This is a genomic window from uncultured Brevundimonas sp., assembly GCF_963975535.1.
Lineage (GTDB): Bacteria > Pseudomonadota > Alphaproteobacteria > Caulobacterales > Caulobacteraceae > Brevundimonas.
The window spans coordinates 72,149-88,690 of record NZ_CAXBHE010000010.1; the positions used below are offsets into that span (position 1 = coordinate 72,149).

Consider the following 16,542-nt stretch of genomic DNA (forward strand, 5'->3'; position numbering starts at 1 on the left):
ATCATGCCTCCAGGCGATATTGATCAAAAAAGGGCGCGGCAAGGTAGGCGTTCAGTGTCGATCGCCAGTCGCGCTGCATATCCGCATTCTCCAGCCGCAAGCGTTCGCAGGCGAGGACCGCGCGGTCCGGGCGCCGCTCGGGACCCGCCTCCGCCACGGCGACCGCGGCCGCCGGAACCGGTTGGATGCGGAACCGCTCCCCCCATCCCAGTCCCTCGACGATCTGGCTTGCGACTTCATGGAAGGCGGCGTGCCCATGCGACGCCATCTGATACACGCCGGTACGCTGCGCCTGCATCAGGTACAGGGAATTTTCCGCGAGATCACGCGTCCAGGTCGGCTGCCACACGCGGTCGCCCACCTCAAACACCGCCGCGCCGCCCATCATGGCCCGGTGCATCGCCGGGATAATGCGGCCGACGAAATTCTTGTCGGCACCGTCGCCGCCAAAAAATCCGGCCATGCGAACCACCAATGCGTCCGGCTGCGCCTCACGGATGACCTGTTCGGCTTCCCATTTGAGCGCGCCGTAGAGCGACAGGGGCGCAGGCTCGGTCTGTTCAGCGATCGGGTCGGGGCCGCCTTCGTACACCAGAAAGGACTGCGGGTAGAACAGTCGCGCATTGGCGGCCTTGGCCAGGCGAGACACATTACGTGCGCCCTCGACCAGGGTCTGGCGGGCGGCTTCCGGGTCTCGCGCACAGGCCTGGACATCGACCGTGGCGGCGCAATGCACGATCCAGCCGCCCTCGACCCAGTCAGCCAGGGCCATCACCTGATCCGGGTCACGCACATCCAGCGCGGCCCGCGGCATGGCCCGTACTTCCAGGGCACCATTAAGGGACCCATGCTCGGCGAAGGCCAGGCCGAGCATACCGGCACCACCGGTCACGAGAACGGGTATTCGCATTTTCATCATCCGTTAGCGGGGTGGCGATCCACGACTATCGCCCGGGGCGAGCGCGGCAACCGCACCCTCACGTATCTCGAATTCAACACCGGTTGAACAGGTCGCGTCGCCTGGAATCAAGTTTCCGAGCCCTCGTTCAATCCGCTGACTATCTAGGCCTCACCCTGTTTTCGCAACACCCAAAGGGTTAGAATGCGTGGGTTTATCCTCTCCGGTCTTGCCGGTTTCGCGCCTGGCGGGTTGGCCGGGAGCAGGCGGAACGGGCCGCACCGTCCGGACGGCCGAACCGTCGTCATCGCCGGTATGAAGCCGCCGATTTGCGCGCGGTCGCGCGCCGCCCGATATAGGGTGCCCCTGCCCCGGAAACCGCCATGGCCTACCTGTCCACCAAGACCTACGGCACCGATCGTGGTCTTTCCTGCGCCTACCGGCAGTGGGCCGCCGACAGTCACTGCCAACAGCTCCACGGCTATTCTCTGGGCTTCCGTTTCACCTTTGCTGCCGAGCAACTCGATCACCGCGGCTGGGTCGTGGACTTCGGCAAGGGCGGTTTCGGTGCCATCCGGGACTGGTTGCACACGATGTTCGATCACACCCTTCTGATCAGCACCGACGACCCCGACCAGAGCGCATTCCAGCACCTGGAGACCCTGGGCCTGGCCCAGGTTCGACGGGTTCCGGGGACCAGTTGCGAACACCTGTCCCGGTATGTTCTGGAGCACGCCGACACCCTGATCCGGAGCGCCACGGACGGTCGTTGCTGGGTTCAGAGTGTCGAATGTCTCGAGCATGGGGCCAACAGCGCCATCTATGAGAATCCCGGTGCCCTGCTCTCGAAAATCGACCTCGAGGTCTACGAACGCCTCCTCGACGATGTGGGCCGGGACGGACGCTAGCGGGATCGTGACCCGCGCCGCCCCGCCGGCTGGACCGCCTGTCTGCGGCGGGCCGCGCCGCCGCATTGACGGGAGTCGCGACGTCGATTGACAGTTGGCAATCCGGATTCCGGGCTCAGCCTGTATGGCCGGGCGGGCAAACCCGCTTTCGGCCCGCGAGGCATACGACGTCGCAATGAGCACTGACCTGGCCCGGGAGATCGCCCGGACATATTTTCCCGGCGCGCGCTCCGAGAATGAAGGCCGCCTGCGTGGCGAGATGGACGCCACGCTCGACCACTGGTTCCGCTGGCGCTCGGCCCGGTTCGAGGACAGCGCCCCGGTCGACCCGCAGCCCGTCGGGGCCACCGCGGGTGCTCCCCGCGCCGACGATCGGCTCGGACAGCGGCTGCTGGCCCTGTGCGACGCCATGACGGCGGAAACGCCGACCTTCTCGCCCCGCTACATCGCCCATATGAAGTCGGACCTGTCGCTGCCGGGCCTGCTGGGCTGGTTCGCCGCCATGCTGCACAATCCCAACAACAGCTCGCGCGATGCCAGCCGCGCCGGCACGGTGATCGAAACGCAGGCCATCGCCGCCCTGGCCGACATGCTGGGCTATGACCCGGCCCGGGCCCAGGGGCATTTCACCTCGGGTGGAACCGTCGCCAATTTCGAGGCCGTCTGGCGCGCCCGCTACCGGCTGGACCACTGGCTGGCCCTGGCCCTGCATGTCGCCGAGACTACCGGTGCCCGCCTCGACCCCTTCGCTGCCGCCCATATGGGCTGGGCCCGGTTCCGCGACCTGTGCGCCACCCACGCGGTCTCGGACGATGTCCTGAAGGCCTGCAGCGCCGCAGCCTCCAACCCGGGCGACATCTGGCGTCGCATCAGTCGGGCCTCAGGCCAGGACTATATGGGACCGGTGATGCTGGTCCCCGGCAACCGTCACTATTCCTGGAGCAAGTCGGCCAACATCTTCGGCCTTGGGGGAGAAGCGATCTGGAGCATTGCCCTGGATGCGTCCGGCCGCCTCGACCTGACCGATTTCCAGCGGCTGGTCGCCCGGGCCGAAGCTGAAGGCCGGCCCATTCTGATGGTCGTGGCCGTGGCCGGGGCGACCGAGACCGGGGCCGTGGACCCGCTGGATCGCCTCTATGACCGTATGGACGACTGGCAGACGGAGCGCGGCTGGCGCATCTGGCGGCATGTCGACGCGGCCTATGGCGGCTTTCTCGGTGCGATGCTGGACGGACCGTCCGAGGCGGCCCTGACTTCGGAAACCGCCGCGGCCCTGCGCGCCATGCGGCGGTCGGACTCGATCACCATCGACCCGCACAAGCTGGGCTATGTGCCCTATGCCTGCGGGGCCTTCCTGGCTCCCGATGCCGAACGCTATGCGGTCTCGGCCTTTGACGCGCCCTATCTGGACCGGCCGGAACTGGGCGACGGCAAATGGACCTCGACCCTGGAGGGGTCACGCTCGGCGGCCGGCGCGGCGGCGACCTGGCTGACGGCGGAAACCATCGGCTTGGCTGCGGACGGCTTCGGAGCGCTGATGGCCGCCACGCTGGACGCCCGCCAGGCCTTCCAGACGGCGGTCCGGGACGCCGTTCCCGAAGCCCGCTTCCTGCCCGCCGACAGCAATATCGCCTGCTTCTCCCTGGCGCGTACCGGCGAGGCGCTGAGCCGGTCGAATGCCCGGACCGGTGCCGTCTTCGACCATTTCCAGACCTCGCCCGACTTCGCCGTATCGAAGACCACCCTGGGCCGGGACAACGCCGCCCTGATGGCGTCCGTCCTGGCCGGACACGATGGCCGTGACGATGCGGCGGACGGCCACGGGGGCATGCTGGTGATCCGCTGTGTCTTCATGAACCCCTACTGGTCCGAACCTTCGGTTCGACAGGACCTGCTCCCGCGCTTTATCAAGGAGCTGCGTCAGGCACTGGCCGATGCCGATCGGGCGCAGGTCGCATAAGATGGAGGCGATGATGACCCGGATTCTGTTCTTCGGCCGCGTCGCGGAGCGACTGGGGGCCGAGCAATCCCTGGACCTGCCCGAGGGCGGGGCCACGATGGGCGAAATCCGTCACCGTCTGGCGGCCCGGGACGAGGCCGCCGCCGCCGCCCTGCTGCGCCCGGACGTGCGTGCCTCGCTGGATCAGGTCGTGGTCGGCGACGATGTGCAGGTCCGGCCGGACCAGGAGATCGCGTTCTTCTCAATCTTCTCGGGAGGCTGAGTTGGCCCTCGACGTCAGGCTGGCAACGGGACCCCTCTCCGCCCCGGCAGAGCTGGAAAGGTTTCTCGCCGACCGCGCGGGCGACGGCGCGGTCGTGGCCTTCACCGGCCTGGCCCGGGGGGTCGGCAAGGACGGTTCGACCGTCGAGTCCCTGACCCTGGACTGGTATCCGGGCATGACCGAGCGGTCGATGCTGGACATCGCCGAGGCGGCGGCGGCCCGGTTCCCGGTCAGCGATCTGGTCGTGGTCCATCGCTGCGGCGACATCGTCCCGGGCGAGACCATCGTCTTCGTCGCCGCCGCCGCGCCGCACCGGCGCGTGGCCTTCGAGACCGCCGACTATCTGATGGACCGGCTCAAGACCGAGGCCGCGTTCTGGAAACGCGAGGCCGGTCCGGCCGGCACCCGCTGGATCGAACCCGTAGACGAGGACCGCGCCGCCCTGGCGCGCTGGAAGGACGAGACGCCCTGATGGCCGGAATCAATGAAGATCTGCCGTTCCACCCGCTGAATATCGCGGTCCTGACCATCTCGGACACCCGCGACGAGACCACCGACACCTCGGGCGGCCTGCTGGTCGAACGCCTGACCACCGCCGGCCACGTCCTGAAGGGCAAGGCCATCGTTCACGACGAGGTCGAGGCCATCCGCGCCCAGCTCAGGATCTGGATCGACGACCCCGATATCGACGTGGTCCTGACCACCGGCGGCACCGGCTTCGCGCCACGCGATGTGACGCCCGAGGCGGTCAAGCCGCTGTTCCGGCGCGAGCTGGACGGCTTCTCGGTCGTGTTCCATCTCAAGAGCCTCGGCACGGTCGGCGTGGCGACGCTGCAGTCCCGCGCCCTGGCCGGACAGGCGGATGATACCTTCGTCTTCTGCGTCCCGGGCTCGACCGGGGCCTGTCGCGACGCCTGGGACCTGGTCCTGGCCGAGGAGCTGGACAGCCGGTTCCGGCCCTGTTCGCTGGTCGGCCAGATCCCGCGCTACCGGGGCATCTGCCCGTGACCGCCCTGACCCATCTGGATAGCGGTGGCCGGGTGCATATGGTCGACGTCGGCGACAAGGCCGCCACCACGCGCCGGGCCGTCGCCGAAGGGCGTCTGGTCTGCGCGCCCGAGACCCTGGCCCTGGTGCGCGACGACCGGGCTCCCAAGGGGGCCGTTATCACCACCGCCGAACTGGCCGGGATCATGGGGGCCAAGCGCACCGCCGATTTGATCCCCCTGTGTCATCCGCTGGGTCTGGACAAGGTCTCGGTGACGGTGGTCATGGACGAGACCCTGCCCGGTTTCGTCGTCACCGCCGAGGCCCGCGTCAGCGGACCGACCGGGGTCGAGATGGAGGCCCTGACGGCCGTATCGGTCGCCTGTCTCACCCTGTACGACATGCTCAAGGCCGCCGACCGCGGCATGGTCGTCAGCCAGGTCCGGCTGCTGTCCAAATCGGGTGGACGTTCGGGCGACTGGACGGCCGGGGACGGCACCGGATCATGATCGATTTCGACACGGCCGTCGCCCTGATCCTCGACGCGGCCCGCCCCCTCGAAGCCGAGACGGTCGCGCTGGAGGCCGCCGGAGGGCGGGTTCTGGCGGCCGACCTGACGGCGCGCGGCGACGCCCCGCGCACCGCGGTCTCGGCCATGGACGGCTATGCCGTGCGCGACGCCGATCTGGCGACCCTGCCGGCACGACTGCCGATCGCCGAGATCGCCTTTGCCGGACGGGCCGATGTCCCGACCCTGCCGCCCAACTGTTGCGCCCGCGTCTTCACCGGAGGGCCGGTGCCCCACGGGGCGGACCGGATCGTGGTTCAGGAGATCGTCGACCGTGACGGAGATGTCGCCCGGTTCGGCACCGCGCCGGGCGAGGGCCGCCACATCCGCGCCGCCGGATCGGACTTCGCGGCCGGTGAGGTCCTGCTGCCCGCCGGAACGACTCTGGGCTTCCGCGCCATGGTCGCCGCCGCTGCCGCCGATGTCGCCACCCTCCCTGTCGTACGCCGTCCCCGCGTCACCATCCTCGGCACCGGTGATGAACTGGCCGAACCCGGACAGGCGCTGGAGACGCCCGGCAGTATTCCGGAAAGCGTCTCGTTCGGGGTGGCCCAGCTGGCCCGGCACTTCGGGGCCGGGGTCATCGCCCGGCGTCGCCTGGCCGACACGCCGGAGATCCTGGAAGCCGCGGCCCGTCGGGCGCTCGACGAGGCCGACCTGATTGTGGTCACGGGCGGGGCCTCGGTCGGCGAGAAGGATTTCGCCCGCGCGATGTTCACCTCCTTCGGTCTGGAGCTGATCTTTTCCAAGGTCGCCATAAAGCCCGGCAAACCGGTCTGGTTCGGGCGAGCCAACGGCAAGTGGATCGTCGGCCTGCCCGGCAACCCCACATCGGCCATCGTCACCGCCCGGCTGTTCCTCGCCCCCCTGATCGCGGGTCTGGCGGGCCGGGATGCGGCGGCCATTCTGACCTGGCGGGAGGAAGTCCTGACCACGCCGTTGAAACCCTGCGGCGACCGTGAAACGTTCGAGCGGGGTCGTCGCGTCGAGGGCGGCGTCGCCGTTCTGAACATCCAGGACTCCGGATCGCAGAAGGCGCTGGCGATCGCCGATGTCCTGATCCGGCGGCGTCCCGGTACCCGCGGTCTGGCGGCCGGAGACACGGTCGACATTCTGGCTTTCTGACGCCGTCAGATGAAGCGCTGGAACAGGATGTTGTTTTCCAGATGGATGTGTTCGCGCAGGTCCGAATCCAGCTTGCTGCAGGCGGCATAGAGCGCCCGCCAGGTGGCGCAGGCCCCCTGCGGCGGGACGAAGTCGGCGGTCAGGTCCGCCATGAAGGCCAGCTGCCCGCCCAGATCCAGATGTTCCTGCATCATCTGGGCGATCGGATAGCGCAGGGTCGGCGTTCCGCCATGAACCATCGCCGGAAACAGGACGGCCTCCTCCTTGTGCTGATGGTCCTCCAGATCGTCGAACATCAGGGTCAGAAGCTCGGCGAGACCGCGCGGGCAATCGGCGTTCGCCTGATGCACGGTCTCGACCCGGCGCGCCAGACGGATGGCCTCCGGAAACTCGACGCGGTGGACCTTGTGATAGCGCTCGATGATGTGGGCGACCAGATCGGCCGTCTCGGCCGGAGCGGCGATACCGGGTGTACCCAGATTACGCAGCTCCATTTCCAGAGCTGTCAGATCCAGACCCCGGCGCTCGGCCTCTGAGGACAGTAGCGCGCCGCCATTGCAGCAGAAGTCGATCTTGTGCCGACGAAACACGCTGGTCGCGCCGGGCAGGATGACTGCAATATCGCCGACGGACAGATATTGAAGGGCCATCGGTCGAGTCTCCAGTCCGGTGCTGCGCCCACCGGCGTCGAGCGCAGGTGATCTTGTCTTCCTAGACCGTTCACCCCACCCGCCCCTTGATGCCCGTCAAGCCTTGCCTTGACGGGGGTCTCGATCTGCGACAGGGCCGCACCGCTTCCGCACGCCGCAGGGAATCACCGAGTCTGGCCTCCGTTTTCAAGGGGATCAGACATGGCGTTCGACAGTCCGCTGGCCGGAGAAATCTGGAGCAGCAAATATCGCTTTCGGCCGGTCGACGGCGAGGGCGACCAGACCGTCGAAGCCACCTGGGACCGGGTCGCCACGGCCCTGGCCGAGGCCGAACCTGCCAAGACGCGCGCACGCTGGCGCACCCGGTTCCGCGAGGCCCTGGAAGGCTATCGCTTCCTGCCGGCGGGCCGCATCCTCGCCGGGGCGGGCACCGGCCGGTCTGTAACCCTGTTCAACTGCTTCGTCATGGGCACCGTGCCCGACGATCTGGACGGCATCTTCCAGCACCTGCGCGAAGCGGCCGTGACCATGCAGCAGGGCGGCGGGGTCGGCATGGACTTCTCGACCGTGCGCCCCTCGGGGGCCCCGGTGCGCGGCGTCGGGGCCGAGGCCTCGGGACCGCTCAGCTTCATGGACGTCTGGGACTCCATGTGCCGCACCATCATGTCGGCCGGCCAGAGGCGCGGCGCGATGATGGGCTGCCTGCGGATCGATCACCCGGATATCGAGGCCTTCATCAATGCCAAGCGCGAGGCGACCCGGTTCCGCAATTTCAACCTGTCGGTGCTGGTCCCCGACGCCTTCATGACCGCCCTCGACGCCGGCGCGGACTGGCCGCTGGTGTTCAACGGCGAGGTCCGGCGCACCGTTCCGGCGGCCGACCTGTGGGACCGCCTGATGCGCGCCACCTATGACGCGGCCGAGCCGGGGGTGATCTTCATCGATCGCGTCAACGCCACCAACAACCTGGCCCACTGCGAGGTCATCTCGGCGTCCAACCCCTGTGGCGAACAGATGCTGCCGCCCTACGGGGCCTGTTTGCTGGGCTCGATCAACCTGGCCAGGCTGGTCAGCGCGCCGTTCGAAGCCGGCGCGGCCATGGACGAGGCGGAACTGGGGGCCCTGACGCGCACGGCGGTCCGGATGCTGGACAATGTCATCGACATCTCGCGCTTTCCCCTGCCCGCCCAGCAAGCCGAGGCCCGGGCCAAGCGCCGCCTCGGCCTGGGGGTGACCGGACTCGCCGACGCCCTGATCTTCTGCGGGGCCCGCTATGGCGAGGATCAGGCCGTGGCCCTGACCGAACGCTGGCTGGGTGTGATCCGGCGCGAAGCCTATCGTGCCTCGGCCGAGCTGGCCGCCGAAAAGGGCCCCTTCCCGCTCTACGATCCGATCATGCTGGAGCAACCCAATCTGGCGGGCCTCGACCCCGAGACCCGTGAGTTGATCGCCCGCCACGGTCTGCGCAACGGCTGCCTGACCTCTATCGCCCCGACCGGCACGACCTCCCTGCTGGCCGGCAACGTCTCTTCGGGCATCGAGCCGGTGTTCGCCTTCGCCTACAAGCGCAAGGTGCTGCAGCCCGACGGCAGCAAACGCGAAGAGGCGGTCGAGGACTATGCCCTGTCCCTGTGGCACCGGCTCAGGGGGCCGGATGCGCCGCTGGACAGCGCGCCGGGCAATGCCTTCGTCAGCGCCCAGACCCTGACCCCGGAGCACCATCTGCGCATGCAGGCGGCGGCCCAGACCCAGATCGACAGCTCGATCTCCAAGACCATCAATTGCCCGGAAGACATCCCGTTCGACGCCTTCTCCCACGTCTATCGCCAGGGCTACCGGATGGGCTGCAAGGGGCTGACGACCTATCGCCCCAACGCCATCACCGGGTCGGTGCTCAGCGTTGAACCGACGCCTGCCGTTTCGACCGCGCCGACTGCGCCCGTCCTGACGCCACGTCCCGTCAGACTCGAGGGGGCAACCTACAAGGTCCGATGGCCGCTGGATGAGCATGCCGTCTACGTCACCATCAATGATTCCGATGATGAGGGCGACGGCAAGCGGCGGCCGCTGGAGATCTTCGTCAACTCCAAAAACATGGCCCACTACGCCTGGACCCTGGCCCTGACCCGGATGATCTCGGCGGTGTTCCGGCGCGGCGGCGATGTCTCGTTCGTGGCGGAAGAGCTGAAGGCTGTGTTCGACCCGGGCGGTGGAGCCTGGATCGAGGGCCGCTACACGCCCTCTCTGCCGGCCGCCATCGGCGGGGTGATCGAGCGCCATCTGGGTCTGGCGGCCGGCGATGCCGCAGCGGATGCCGAGATCGCGCCCGCGGCGACCGAGGCTACAGCGACCCCGGTCAGGCCTTCGCCGTCAGCCTGCCCACGCTGCGGCACGCCCGGACTCGTGCGCAAGGAGGGCTGCGACAGTTGCCTCGACTGCGGCTATTCCCGATGCGGATAGCGCCTCTGCGCCGTCCACAGGCCCCCCGGTCCTGGACGGACGTCCTCTACCGGGCCCGACGACCGGTCGAGATCCTGCTGACGGCCTCGCTGCGCAGCATCGCCCGCCGCCAGCCCGACGCCTTCGACCGTCTGGGCCAGGTTCGCCATGCCACCATCCGCATCAACCCGGTGGACCTGCCGGTCGCCTTCGAGATGCGTCCGGACGGTGAAACCGGGTCCATCCGCGTGGTGCGTCCCAATGACGACGCCGGCGATGCCTCGGCGCGCATCAGCGGGCCGTTGCTGACGCTACTGGCCCTGTTCGACGGGCGCGGCGACGCCGACGGGGCCTTCTTCCAGCGCTGCATCGATGTCGACGGCGATACCGCCGCCATCCTGGCCCTGCACAATGCGCTGGAGGCATCGGAGTTGACGATCGCCGACATCCTCGGCCTGCCGCGGCGGTTCGATCCGTCCCTGCAGACCGTGCTGTCCATCGCCCGCCGCTGGCGCGAAACCGGGGCCCGGGCATGACCGCCGCGACGGCTCCGGCGCTTGAACTGGTCTGCCCCGCCGGATCGCCGGCCATGCTGAAGGCCGCGGTCGAGGCCGGGGCCGACAGTGTCTATTGCGGCTTCCGTGACGAGACCAATGCGCGCAACTTCCCGGGTCTGAACTTCTCGCCCGAGGAACTCCGGGTCGCGACCGACTGGGCCCATGAACGCGGAGCCCGGGTCCTGCTGGCGCTCAACACCTTCGCCCGGGCCGACGCCACCGATCTGTGGCGGGCCTCGGCCGACGCGGCGGCCCGGGCGGGCGTCGACGCCGTCATCGCCGCGGACCTGGCCGTGCTGTCGCACATGCACAGCGACCATCCCGATACCCGCCTGCACCTGTCGGTCCAGGCCGCGGCGGGCACGCCGGAAGCCATCGCCTTCTATGCGCGTGAATACGGGGTCAAACGCGTCGTCCTGCCGCGCGTCCTCAGCGTCGAGGAGATCAAGGCCCTGTCGCGGGAAATCACGGTCGAGACCGAGGCCTTCGTCTACGGCGGCCTGTGCGTGATGGCCGAGGGCCGCTGCGCCCTGTCCTCCTATGCGTCGGGCCGGTCACCCAACCTGTCGGGGGTCTGTTCCCCGCCGGAGGCCGTCAGCTTCCGCGACACCGACGGCGCACGCACCACCCGGTTGTCCGGATTTGCCGTCGACCGCCTGCCGGCGGGTGAGGCCGGCGGCTATCCGACCCTGTGCAAGGGCCGGTTCCATGGCGGCGAGTCGGACGAGGCCGGCTATCTGTTCGAGGATCCGGTCAGTCTGAACGCCATGAGCCTGCTGGCCGGTCTGGCCGAGGCCGGCGTCACCGCCGTCAAGATCGAGGGCCGCCAGAGAGGCAGAGCCTATGTCGCGCGCGTCACCGCCGCCTTCCGCGCCGCCATCGACGCGATCGGGCGTGGCGAATCCCCGGCCCCCTATGAGTCCCTGTTGAACGACCTCGCCGAAGGCGCGCGCGAGACGACCGGTGCCTATCGAAAGCGCTGGCGATGAGCGGCCCGATGGAACTGGCGATCGGGCCCCTGCTGTTCAACTGGGCCCCGGACCGGGTCGAGACCTTCTACGCCCGGATCGCCGACGAGGCCCCGGTTAAGACTGTCTATCTCGGCGAGGTGGTCTGCGGAAAGCGTCAGCCCCTGCTCCAGCACGCCCTGGCCCGGTCGGCCGAGCGCCTGCAGGCCGCCGGCAAGACCGTGATCTGGTCCACCCTGGCCCTGCCGACCACGCCGCGGGAGCGCCGGCTGGCCGCGGATCTGGCGGCGGATCCCGACCATCTGGTTGAGGCCGGCGACATGTCGGCGGTCTGGAGCCGGGCCCCCGCCCCCTTCGTCGCCGGGCCGTTGCTGAACGTCTACAGCGCCCCCGCGGCGGCGGAACTGGCGCGCCTGGGCTGCGTGCGGCTGTGCGCCAATATTGAGCTGCCCGTGAGCTCGATCACCGAGATCGCCCGCGCCTGTCCCGACCTGACCCTCGAGCTGTTCGCCTTCGGCCGGTTGCCGCTGGCCCTGTCGAGTCGCTGCGTCCAGGCCCGGATGGAAGGCCTGCACCGCGACGCCTGCCGCTACGTCTGCGACCGGCACCCCGACGGCATGGATGTGGCCACGGTCGAGGGGCAGGCCTTCCTCGCGGTGAACGGTCTGCAGACCCTGTCCCACGGCTGCCAGCTGGTGGATGTTGCGGTCGAAACCCTGACGGCCGCCGGCATTTCCGCCCTGCGCCTGTCGCCGCATTCGCTGGACATGATCGCTGTGGCCTGGGCGTTCGGCGCCTATGCCGACGGACACATCGCCCCGGACGAACTGGCCGATCGGATCGCGGCGCTTGGACCGCCGGGGCCTCTGGTCAGCGGTTATCTGCATGGGGCTGCGGGCGCGCGCGCCGCCGGCGCGCGGACGGCACTGTGAGCACCGACGAACTGGCCGCGCGGCGCGCCCGGATCGACCGGATCGACACCGCTCTGGTGCGGTTCATGGCCGCGCGGCAACGCGAAGTCATGCAGATCGCCCGCCTCAAACGGGATCCGGATGGCGTTCGCGATCCGGAACGGATCGCCTTCATACTCGACCACATCCGCATAGCCGCCCGACGCTACGGGCTGGACGAAGCCGTCGCCACGCCGGTCTGGCGCGAACTGCTGGAGCGCTCGGCCCAGGCCCAGCAGTCCCTGTTGCGCCGGAACGTCGACCATCGCGCATGCCTTGATGAAGGGCAGTGCGCGGCGGGACGTCCGTCAAGTCGACCGGGCGGCAGATCGCCTATGCAGGGCGAGCCCGCCCAACGGAACCCGTCATGAGCACTGCCACCGCCATCCGCGCCTATCGCGGGCCTGCCGTCTTCAGCATCGGTCTGCGCCCCTTCTATCTGTTCTCTGCCCTGTGGTCGGCGATCATCGCGCCGCTCTGGATCCACGCCTTCCTCGGCGGCGGACCGATCGGGCTGGACTGGCATGTTCATGAGATGCTGTTCGGCTACGCGGGCGGGATCATCGTCGGCTTCCTGCTGACCGCCGTGCCCAACTGGACCGGCCGCATGCCGGTGGTCGGGTGGCCGCTGGTCCTGCTGTTCGGCCTGTGGGTGGCGGGACGGGCGGCCATGCTGACCGTCGCGCTGAATGCGGATGTCGCCGCGATGGCCTGGCCCGTCATCGTCGACTGCCTGTTCCTCGTGGCCGTCGCCGGCGTGGTCTGGCGCGAGGTTCTCGCGGGGCGGAACTGGCGCAACCTCCCGGTCGCCATGATCGTCACCGTGCTGGCCCTGGCCAACATCGGCTTTCATCTCGAGACCGGGGCGGGCGGCGTCGACAATCTGTCGACCCGTCTGGGTCTGTCGGTCGTGTCGCTGCTGATCGCCCTGATCGGCGGTCGCGTCACACCCAGTTTTACCCGCAACTGGCAGCTCAAACGCGGGGGGCCGCTTCCGGCAGTCGCCGGCCGCTTTGACACGATGACCCTGATCGCCACCGCCGCAGGTCTGGCGGCCTGGAGCTTCGCGCCGGTCCATCCCGCGACCGGGGTGGCCCTGCTGCTGGCGGGGGTCCTGAACCTGATCCGGCTGGCCCGCTGGCGCGGCGGGGCGACGCTGGCCGAGCCGCTCGTCCTGATTCTGCACCTCGGCTATCTGTGGCTGGCGTCGGGTCTGGTCCTGCTGGGGCTGTCGGTCATGGTCCCCGCCCATGTCCTGCCTTCGGTCGGCGTGCATGCCCTGACCGCCGGGGCCATCGGGGTGATGACCCTGGCCATCATGACCCGCTCCAGCCGGGGTCATACCGGCCGCCCCCTGACCGCCGGCAAGGCCGATATCCTGATCTACGGGCTGATCAATGCCGCGGCCCTGACCCGCGTGATCGGCGGCCTGATGCCCGCCGCCTACCATCCGCTGCTGATCGTCTCGGTCGGGCTCTGGTCCGCGGCCTTCCTCGCCTTTGTCATCAGCTACGGCCCGATTCTGCTGACGCCCCGTCTCGGCCGGGGCTGACCGACCTCAGGCGTAGCGCGCCGAGGCCGTGGCCTTGACCAGGGCGATCACCGAACGTCCCGGAACCAGCGCCAGTTGTTCACCCGCCTGCCGGGTGATCAGGGCCTTGAGCCGCAGAGCCCCCGCCTCAAGCCGGACCAGCAGGCCGTCCGGGCGCGCCTCGATCGTCGCGATTCGCATCGGCAGCCGGTTCTGGAAACTGGCCTCGACCGGGTCGATCAGGGCCAGGGCGACGTCGCGGGCGTCGACGATGACCCGGACCCGTTCACCCGGTGCCACGTCGAGAAGCGGCGACAGAAACGCGGTTCCGGCCAGGTCGATGCGTGTGGCGTTGCTTGCCGGATCATGCGCGATCACCTGCCCGTTCAGAATCGACAGGGGGGCGCTCAGCCCGGCCGCCGCCTCGGCTTCGGGGCGATCAAAGGCCAGGTCCGGCGGTCCTGCCTCAAGCGCCCGCCCCTCGCCGACCAGCACCACCCGGTCGGCCAGCCGCGCGACCTCGTCGACGGCATGGCTGACGTAGAGGATGGGCGGCCCGTCCTGCGCCAGCCGGTCAAGATACGGCAGCAGGTCACCGCGTCGCGCGCCGTCCAGCCCGGCCAGGGGTTCGTCGAGGATCAACAGGCGCGGCCGGGTCAGCAGGGCCCGTCCGATCGCCACACGCCGGGCCTCGCCACCCGACAACGACCCCGGCCGGCGATCCAGCAACCCCTCAAGGCCCAGCAGGGCTGCCGTCTGGTCCAGCGCCGGACTGATGTCTCCGGACCGGCGCGCGCCATAGAGCAGATTGTCGCGTACGCTCAGATGCGGAAACAGGCGGACATCCTGAAACACGTAGCCGATGCGGCGTTTCCACGACGGGACCGACACACCGGCGTCACTGTCGAACAGAACATCTCCGGCCAGGGTCACCCGCCCCCGGTCCGGCCGGATCAGGCCGGCGACCAGTTCGGCCACGCTGGTCTTGCCCGAGCCGGAGCGTCCGAACAGACAGGTGATCCGGGCATCGCTGGCGAACCCGACCTCGAGGGCGAAGTCGCCGCGGACGATCCGGGCCGAGACCTCCAGCATCATGCGACCCTCCCGACCCGACGCGCCGCCGTCCGGGCGACCCATTCCGAGACCAGCAGGGCCGCGATCGATACCCCGACCGAGATCAGGACCAGTCGCAGCGCCGCCGCCTCGCCGCCCGGCACCTGGGTCAGACTGTAGATCGCCAGCGGCAGGGTGCGGGTCTCGCCGGGGATGCTCGACACGAAGGTGATGGTGGCCCCGAACTCGCCCAGCGCCTTGGCGAAGGCCAGTACGGTGCCCGCCGCGATCCCCGGCAAGGCCAGCGGCAGGGTGATCGTCACAAAGCGGACAGCGGGCGTCGCCCCGAGGGTCTCGGCCGCCCGCTCGATCCGGGGATCGATCATGTCGAACGACAGGCTCACGGCCCGCACCAGCAGCGGAAAGCCCATCACCGCAGCCGCCAGGGCCGCCCCGGTCCAGTCGAAGGCAAACACGATGCCCATCGGCTCGAGCCAGCTGCCCAGCGGCCCGTTGCGCCCGAACAGCAGCAGCAGGGCATAGCCGGTCACCACCGGCGGCAGGACCAGCGGCAGATGGGTCAGGCCCGACAGCAGGGCCTTGCCGGGGAAGTTGTAGCGCGACAGCAGATAGGCCAGGGCGATGCCCGGCGGCAGGCTGAACAGCGTCGCCGTCAGTGCCACCTTCAGCGACAGGCCGATGATCTGCAGTTCCTCGGGGCTGAGAGGCGTCATCATCGGCTCATCGAACCGGCGACCGGGTAAAACCGAACCGTTGGAATACCGCCTGACCGTCGGCACCGGACATCCGGTCAAGAACGGCCTGGGCCGCCGCCGCGTCACCGCCGCCCTGCGACCGCCGCAGCCGCGCCGCCGGATAGACGATCGGCGCATGACTGCCGGCCGGAAAGGTCGCCACCACCCGGACCCGGGGTTCGGCACGGGCATCGGTCGCGTAGACCACGCCCAGCGGGGCCTCTCCCCGCGCGACCAGCGCCAGGGCCGCGCGGACACTGTCTCCCGGGGCCAGACGGCTCTCGACACTCGCCCACAGACCAAGGTGAGTCAGCGCCTGCTGGCCATAGCGACCGGCGGGAACGCCGACGTCGGCCATGGCCAGCCGGCCGTCCCCGAGACGTTGATTCAGGGCGAATGCCGGGGTCAGGTCCACCGGCGCATCCGGGGCACCGGCCGGAGCGATCAGCACCAGACGGTTGCCCGCGACCCGACGCCGGGTCGCGGTCTCGACGTGGCCACGCGCGTCCAGCCAGTCCATCCATGCCTCATCGGCCGAGACGAACAGATCGGCCGGCGCGCCCTGGTCGATCTGGCGCGCCAGCTGGGCGCTGCCGGCATAGGTGACCCGGACGGTCCGGCCGGTCTTGTTCAGATGATCGGCGGCGAGGGCGTCCAGAACCTCGCGCAGGCTGGCGGCGGCGAACAGGTCAATCGGTGGCGGCCCCGACACCTGTCGCGGCGTACAGGCCGTCAGGACGGTGGCGGCGATCAGCATCAGCCCCTCGCGTCGCCCCATGCCGGTTCCCGTCTGCTGCATCGGTCCGGGCCTCCCCCATTGGTCGGGTCACTCGGCCCGTCGTCCCGCTGTCTAGCATGGCCGGGTCGGCCGGCGGCGCAACGGCATTGGGGCCGATCTTGATGTTCATCAAGCCTGTGGGAGTCCCGCGTC

At 69.3% G+C, this 16,542-nt stretch carries 18 protein-coding genes; 13 read left to right on the forward strand and 5 right to left on the reverse strand.

Annotated elements, in window-relative coordinates:
• Nucleotide 1 precedes the first annotated feature (1 nt).
• The gene (locus tag AACZ75_RS13365; protein WP_339873501.1) at nt 2-919 is read right to left on the reverse strand and encodes a sugar nucleotide-binding protein; all 918 of its coding nucleotides are present in this window, start codon (nt 917-919) and stop codon (nt 2-4) included.
• A gap of 362 nt (nt 920-1,281) precedes the next feature.
• Between AACZ75_RS13365 and AACZ75_RS13370 the strand changes: the two genes are divergently transcribed.
• The 7 genes from AACZ75_RS13370 to AACZ75_RS13400 all read left to right on the forward strand — a co-directional run bounded on the left by AACZ75_RS13370 (nt 1,282) and on the right by AACZ75_RS13400 (nt 6,708).
• Complete coding sequence (locus AACZ75_RS13370) at nt 1,282-1,806, forward strand: 6-carboxytetrahydropterin synthase (RefSeq protein ID WP_339873503.1); 525 nt, start codon at nt 1,282-1,284, stop codon at nt 1,804-1,806.
• Between the two features lie 175 nt (nt 1,807-1,981).
• Nucleotides 1,982-3,766, forward strand: coding sequence for a pyridoxal-dependent decarboxylase (locus AACZ75_RS13375; protein ID WP_339873505.1), 1,785 nt, complete (start codon nt 1,982-1,984; stop codon nt 3,764-3,766).
• 13 nt (nt 3,767-3,779) lie between these two features.
• Nucleotides 3,780-4,028: a MoaD/ThiS family protein gene (locus AACZ75_RS13380; RefSeq protein WP_339873507.1), complete on the forward strand. Its 249-nt coding sequence runs from the start codon at nt 3,780-3,782 to the stop codon at nt 4,026-4,028.
• A 1-nt stretch (nt 4,029) separates the two neighbouring features.
• Nucleotides 4,030-4,500, forward strand: coding sequence for a molybdenum cofactor biosynthesis protein MoaE (locus AACZ75_RS13385; protein ID WP_339873509.1), 471 nt, complete (start codon nt 4,030-4,032; stop codon nt 4,498-4,500).
• Nucleotides 4,500-5,036 (forward strand): molybdenum cofactor biosynthesis protein B, encoded by a 537-nt coding sequence (gene moaB, locus AACZ75_RS13390; RefSeq protein ID WP_339873510.1) that lies wholly within the window; start codon nt 4,500-4,502, stop codon nt 5,034-5,036. Before AACZ75_RS13385 ends, moaB begins: the two co-directional genes overlap by 1 nt.
• Nucleotides 5,033-5,524, forward strand: a complete 492-nt coding sequence (moaC, locus tag AACZ75_RS13395) for a cyclic pyranopterin monophosphate synthase MoaC (RefSeq protein WP_339873512.1) — start codon at nt 5,033-5,035, stop codon at nt 5,522-5,524. The genes moaB and moaC overlap by 4 nt, the downstream gene beginning before the upstream one ends.
• Nucleotides 5,521-6,708 (forward strand): molybdopterin molybdotransferase MoeA, encoded by a 1,188-nt coding sequence (locus AACZ75_RS13400; protein WP_339873513.1) that lies wholly within the window; start codon nt 5,521-5,523, stop codon nt 6,706-6,708. Before moaC ends, AACZ75_RS13400 begins: the two co-directional genes overlap by 4 nt.
• Before the next feature lie 5 nt (nt 6,709-6,713).
• On the opposite strand, the gene AACZ75_RS13405 is transcribed toward AACZ75_RS13400, so the two are convergent.
• Nucleotides 6,714-7,358 (reverse strand): DUF542 domain-containing protein, encoded by a 645-nt coding sequence (locus AACZ75_RS13405; protein WP_339873514.1) that lies wholly within the window; start codon nt 7,356-7,358, stop codon nt 6,714-6,716.
• A gap of 201 nt (nt 7,359-7,559) precedes the next feature.
• On the opposite strand from AACZ75_RS13405, the gene AACZ75_RS13410 reads away from it, so the two are divergent.
• Genes AACZ75_RS13410 through AACZ75_RS13435 form a run of 6 tightly spaced genes read left to right on the forward strand, consistent with a single transcriptional unit; the run spans nt 7,560 to nt 13,824 of the window.
• Nucleotides 7,560-9,818: an adenosylcobalamin-dependent ribonucleoside-diphosphate reductase gene (locus tag AACZ75_RS13410; protein ID WP_339873515.1), complete on the forward strand. Its 2,259-nt coding sequence runs from the start codon at nt 7,560-7,562 to the stop codon at nt 9,816-9,818.
• Nucleotides 9,809-10,333: an SCP2 sterol-binding domain-containing protein gene (locus AACZ75_RS13415; RefSeq protein WP_339873517.1), complete on the forward strand. Its 525-nt coding sequence runs from the start codon at nt 9,809-9,811 to the stop codon at nt 10,331-10,333. The genes AACZ75_RS13410 and AACZ75_RS13415 overlap by 10 nt, the downstream gene beginning before the upstream one ends.
• Nucleotides 10,330-11,343, forward strand: coding sequence for a peptidase U32 family protein (locus AACZ75_RS13420; protein ID WP_339873519.1), 1,014 nt, complete (start codon nt 10,330-10,332; stop codon nt 11,341-11,343). The genes AACZ75_RS13415 and AACZ75_RS13420 overlap by 4 nt, the downstream gene beginning before the upstream one ends.
• Nucleotides 11,340-12,254: a U32 family peptidase gene (locus AACZ75_RS13425; protein ID WP_339873520.1), complete on the forward strand. Its 915-nt coding sequence runs from the start codon at nt 11,340-11,342 to the stop codon at nt 12,252-12,254. The genes AACZ75_RS13420 and AACZ75_RS13425 overlap by 4 nt, the downstream gene beginning before the upstream one ends.
• On the forward strand, nt 12,251-12,643 hold the full coding sequence (locus AACZ75_RS13430; protein ID WP_339873521.1) for a chorismate mutase: 393 nt from the start codon (nt 12,251-12,253) through the stop codon (nt 12,641-12,643). The genes AACZ75_RS13425 and AACZ75_RS13430 overlap by 4 nt, the downstream gene beginning before the upstream one ends.
• Complete coding sequence (locus AACZ75_RS13435) at nt 12,640-13,824, forward strand: NnrS family protein (protein ID WP_339873523.1); 1,185 nt, start codon at nt 12,640-12,642, stop codon at nt 13,822-13,824. Before AACZ75_RS13430 ends, AACZ75_RS13435 begins: the two co-directional genes overlap by 4 nt.
• A gap of 6 nt (nt 13,825-13,830) precedes the next feature.
• Here AACZ75_RS13435 and modC read toward each other — a convergent pair whose 3' ends face one another.
• The 3 genes from modC to modA are packed head-to-tail and all read right to left on the reverse strand — an operon-like array spanning nt 13,831 to nt 16,410.
• Nucleotides 13,831-14,898 (reverse strand): molybdenum ABC transporter ATP-binding protein, encoded by a 1,068-nt coding sequence (gene modC, locus AACZ75_RS13440; RefSeq protein ID WP_339873525.1) that lies wholly within the window; start codon nt 14,896-14,898, stop codon nt 13,831-13,833.
• Nucleotides 14,895-15,590, reverse strand: coding sequence for a molybdate ABC transporter permease subunit (gene modB / locus AACZ75_RS13445; RefSeq protein ID WP_339873526.1), 696 nt, complete (start codon nt 15,588-15,590; stop codon nt 14,895-14,897). Before modB ends, modC begins: the two co-directional genes overlap by 4 nt.
• Nucleotides 15,591-15,597: 7 nt before the next feature.
• Nucleotides 15,598-16,410 carry a molybdate ABC transporter substrate-binding protein gene (gene modA, locus AACZ75_RS13450; protein WP_339873528.1) on the reverse strand — a complete coding sequence of 271 codons (813 nt, stop codon included), beginning with the start codon at nt 16,408-16,410 and terminating at the stop codon, nt 15,598-15,600.
• Between the last annotated feature and the right edge of the window lie 132 nt (nt 16,411-16,542).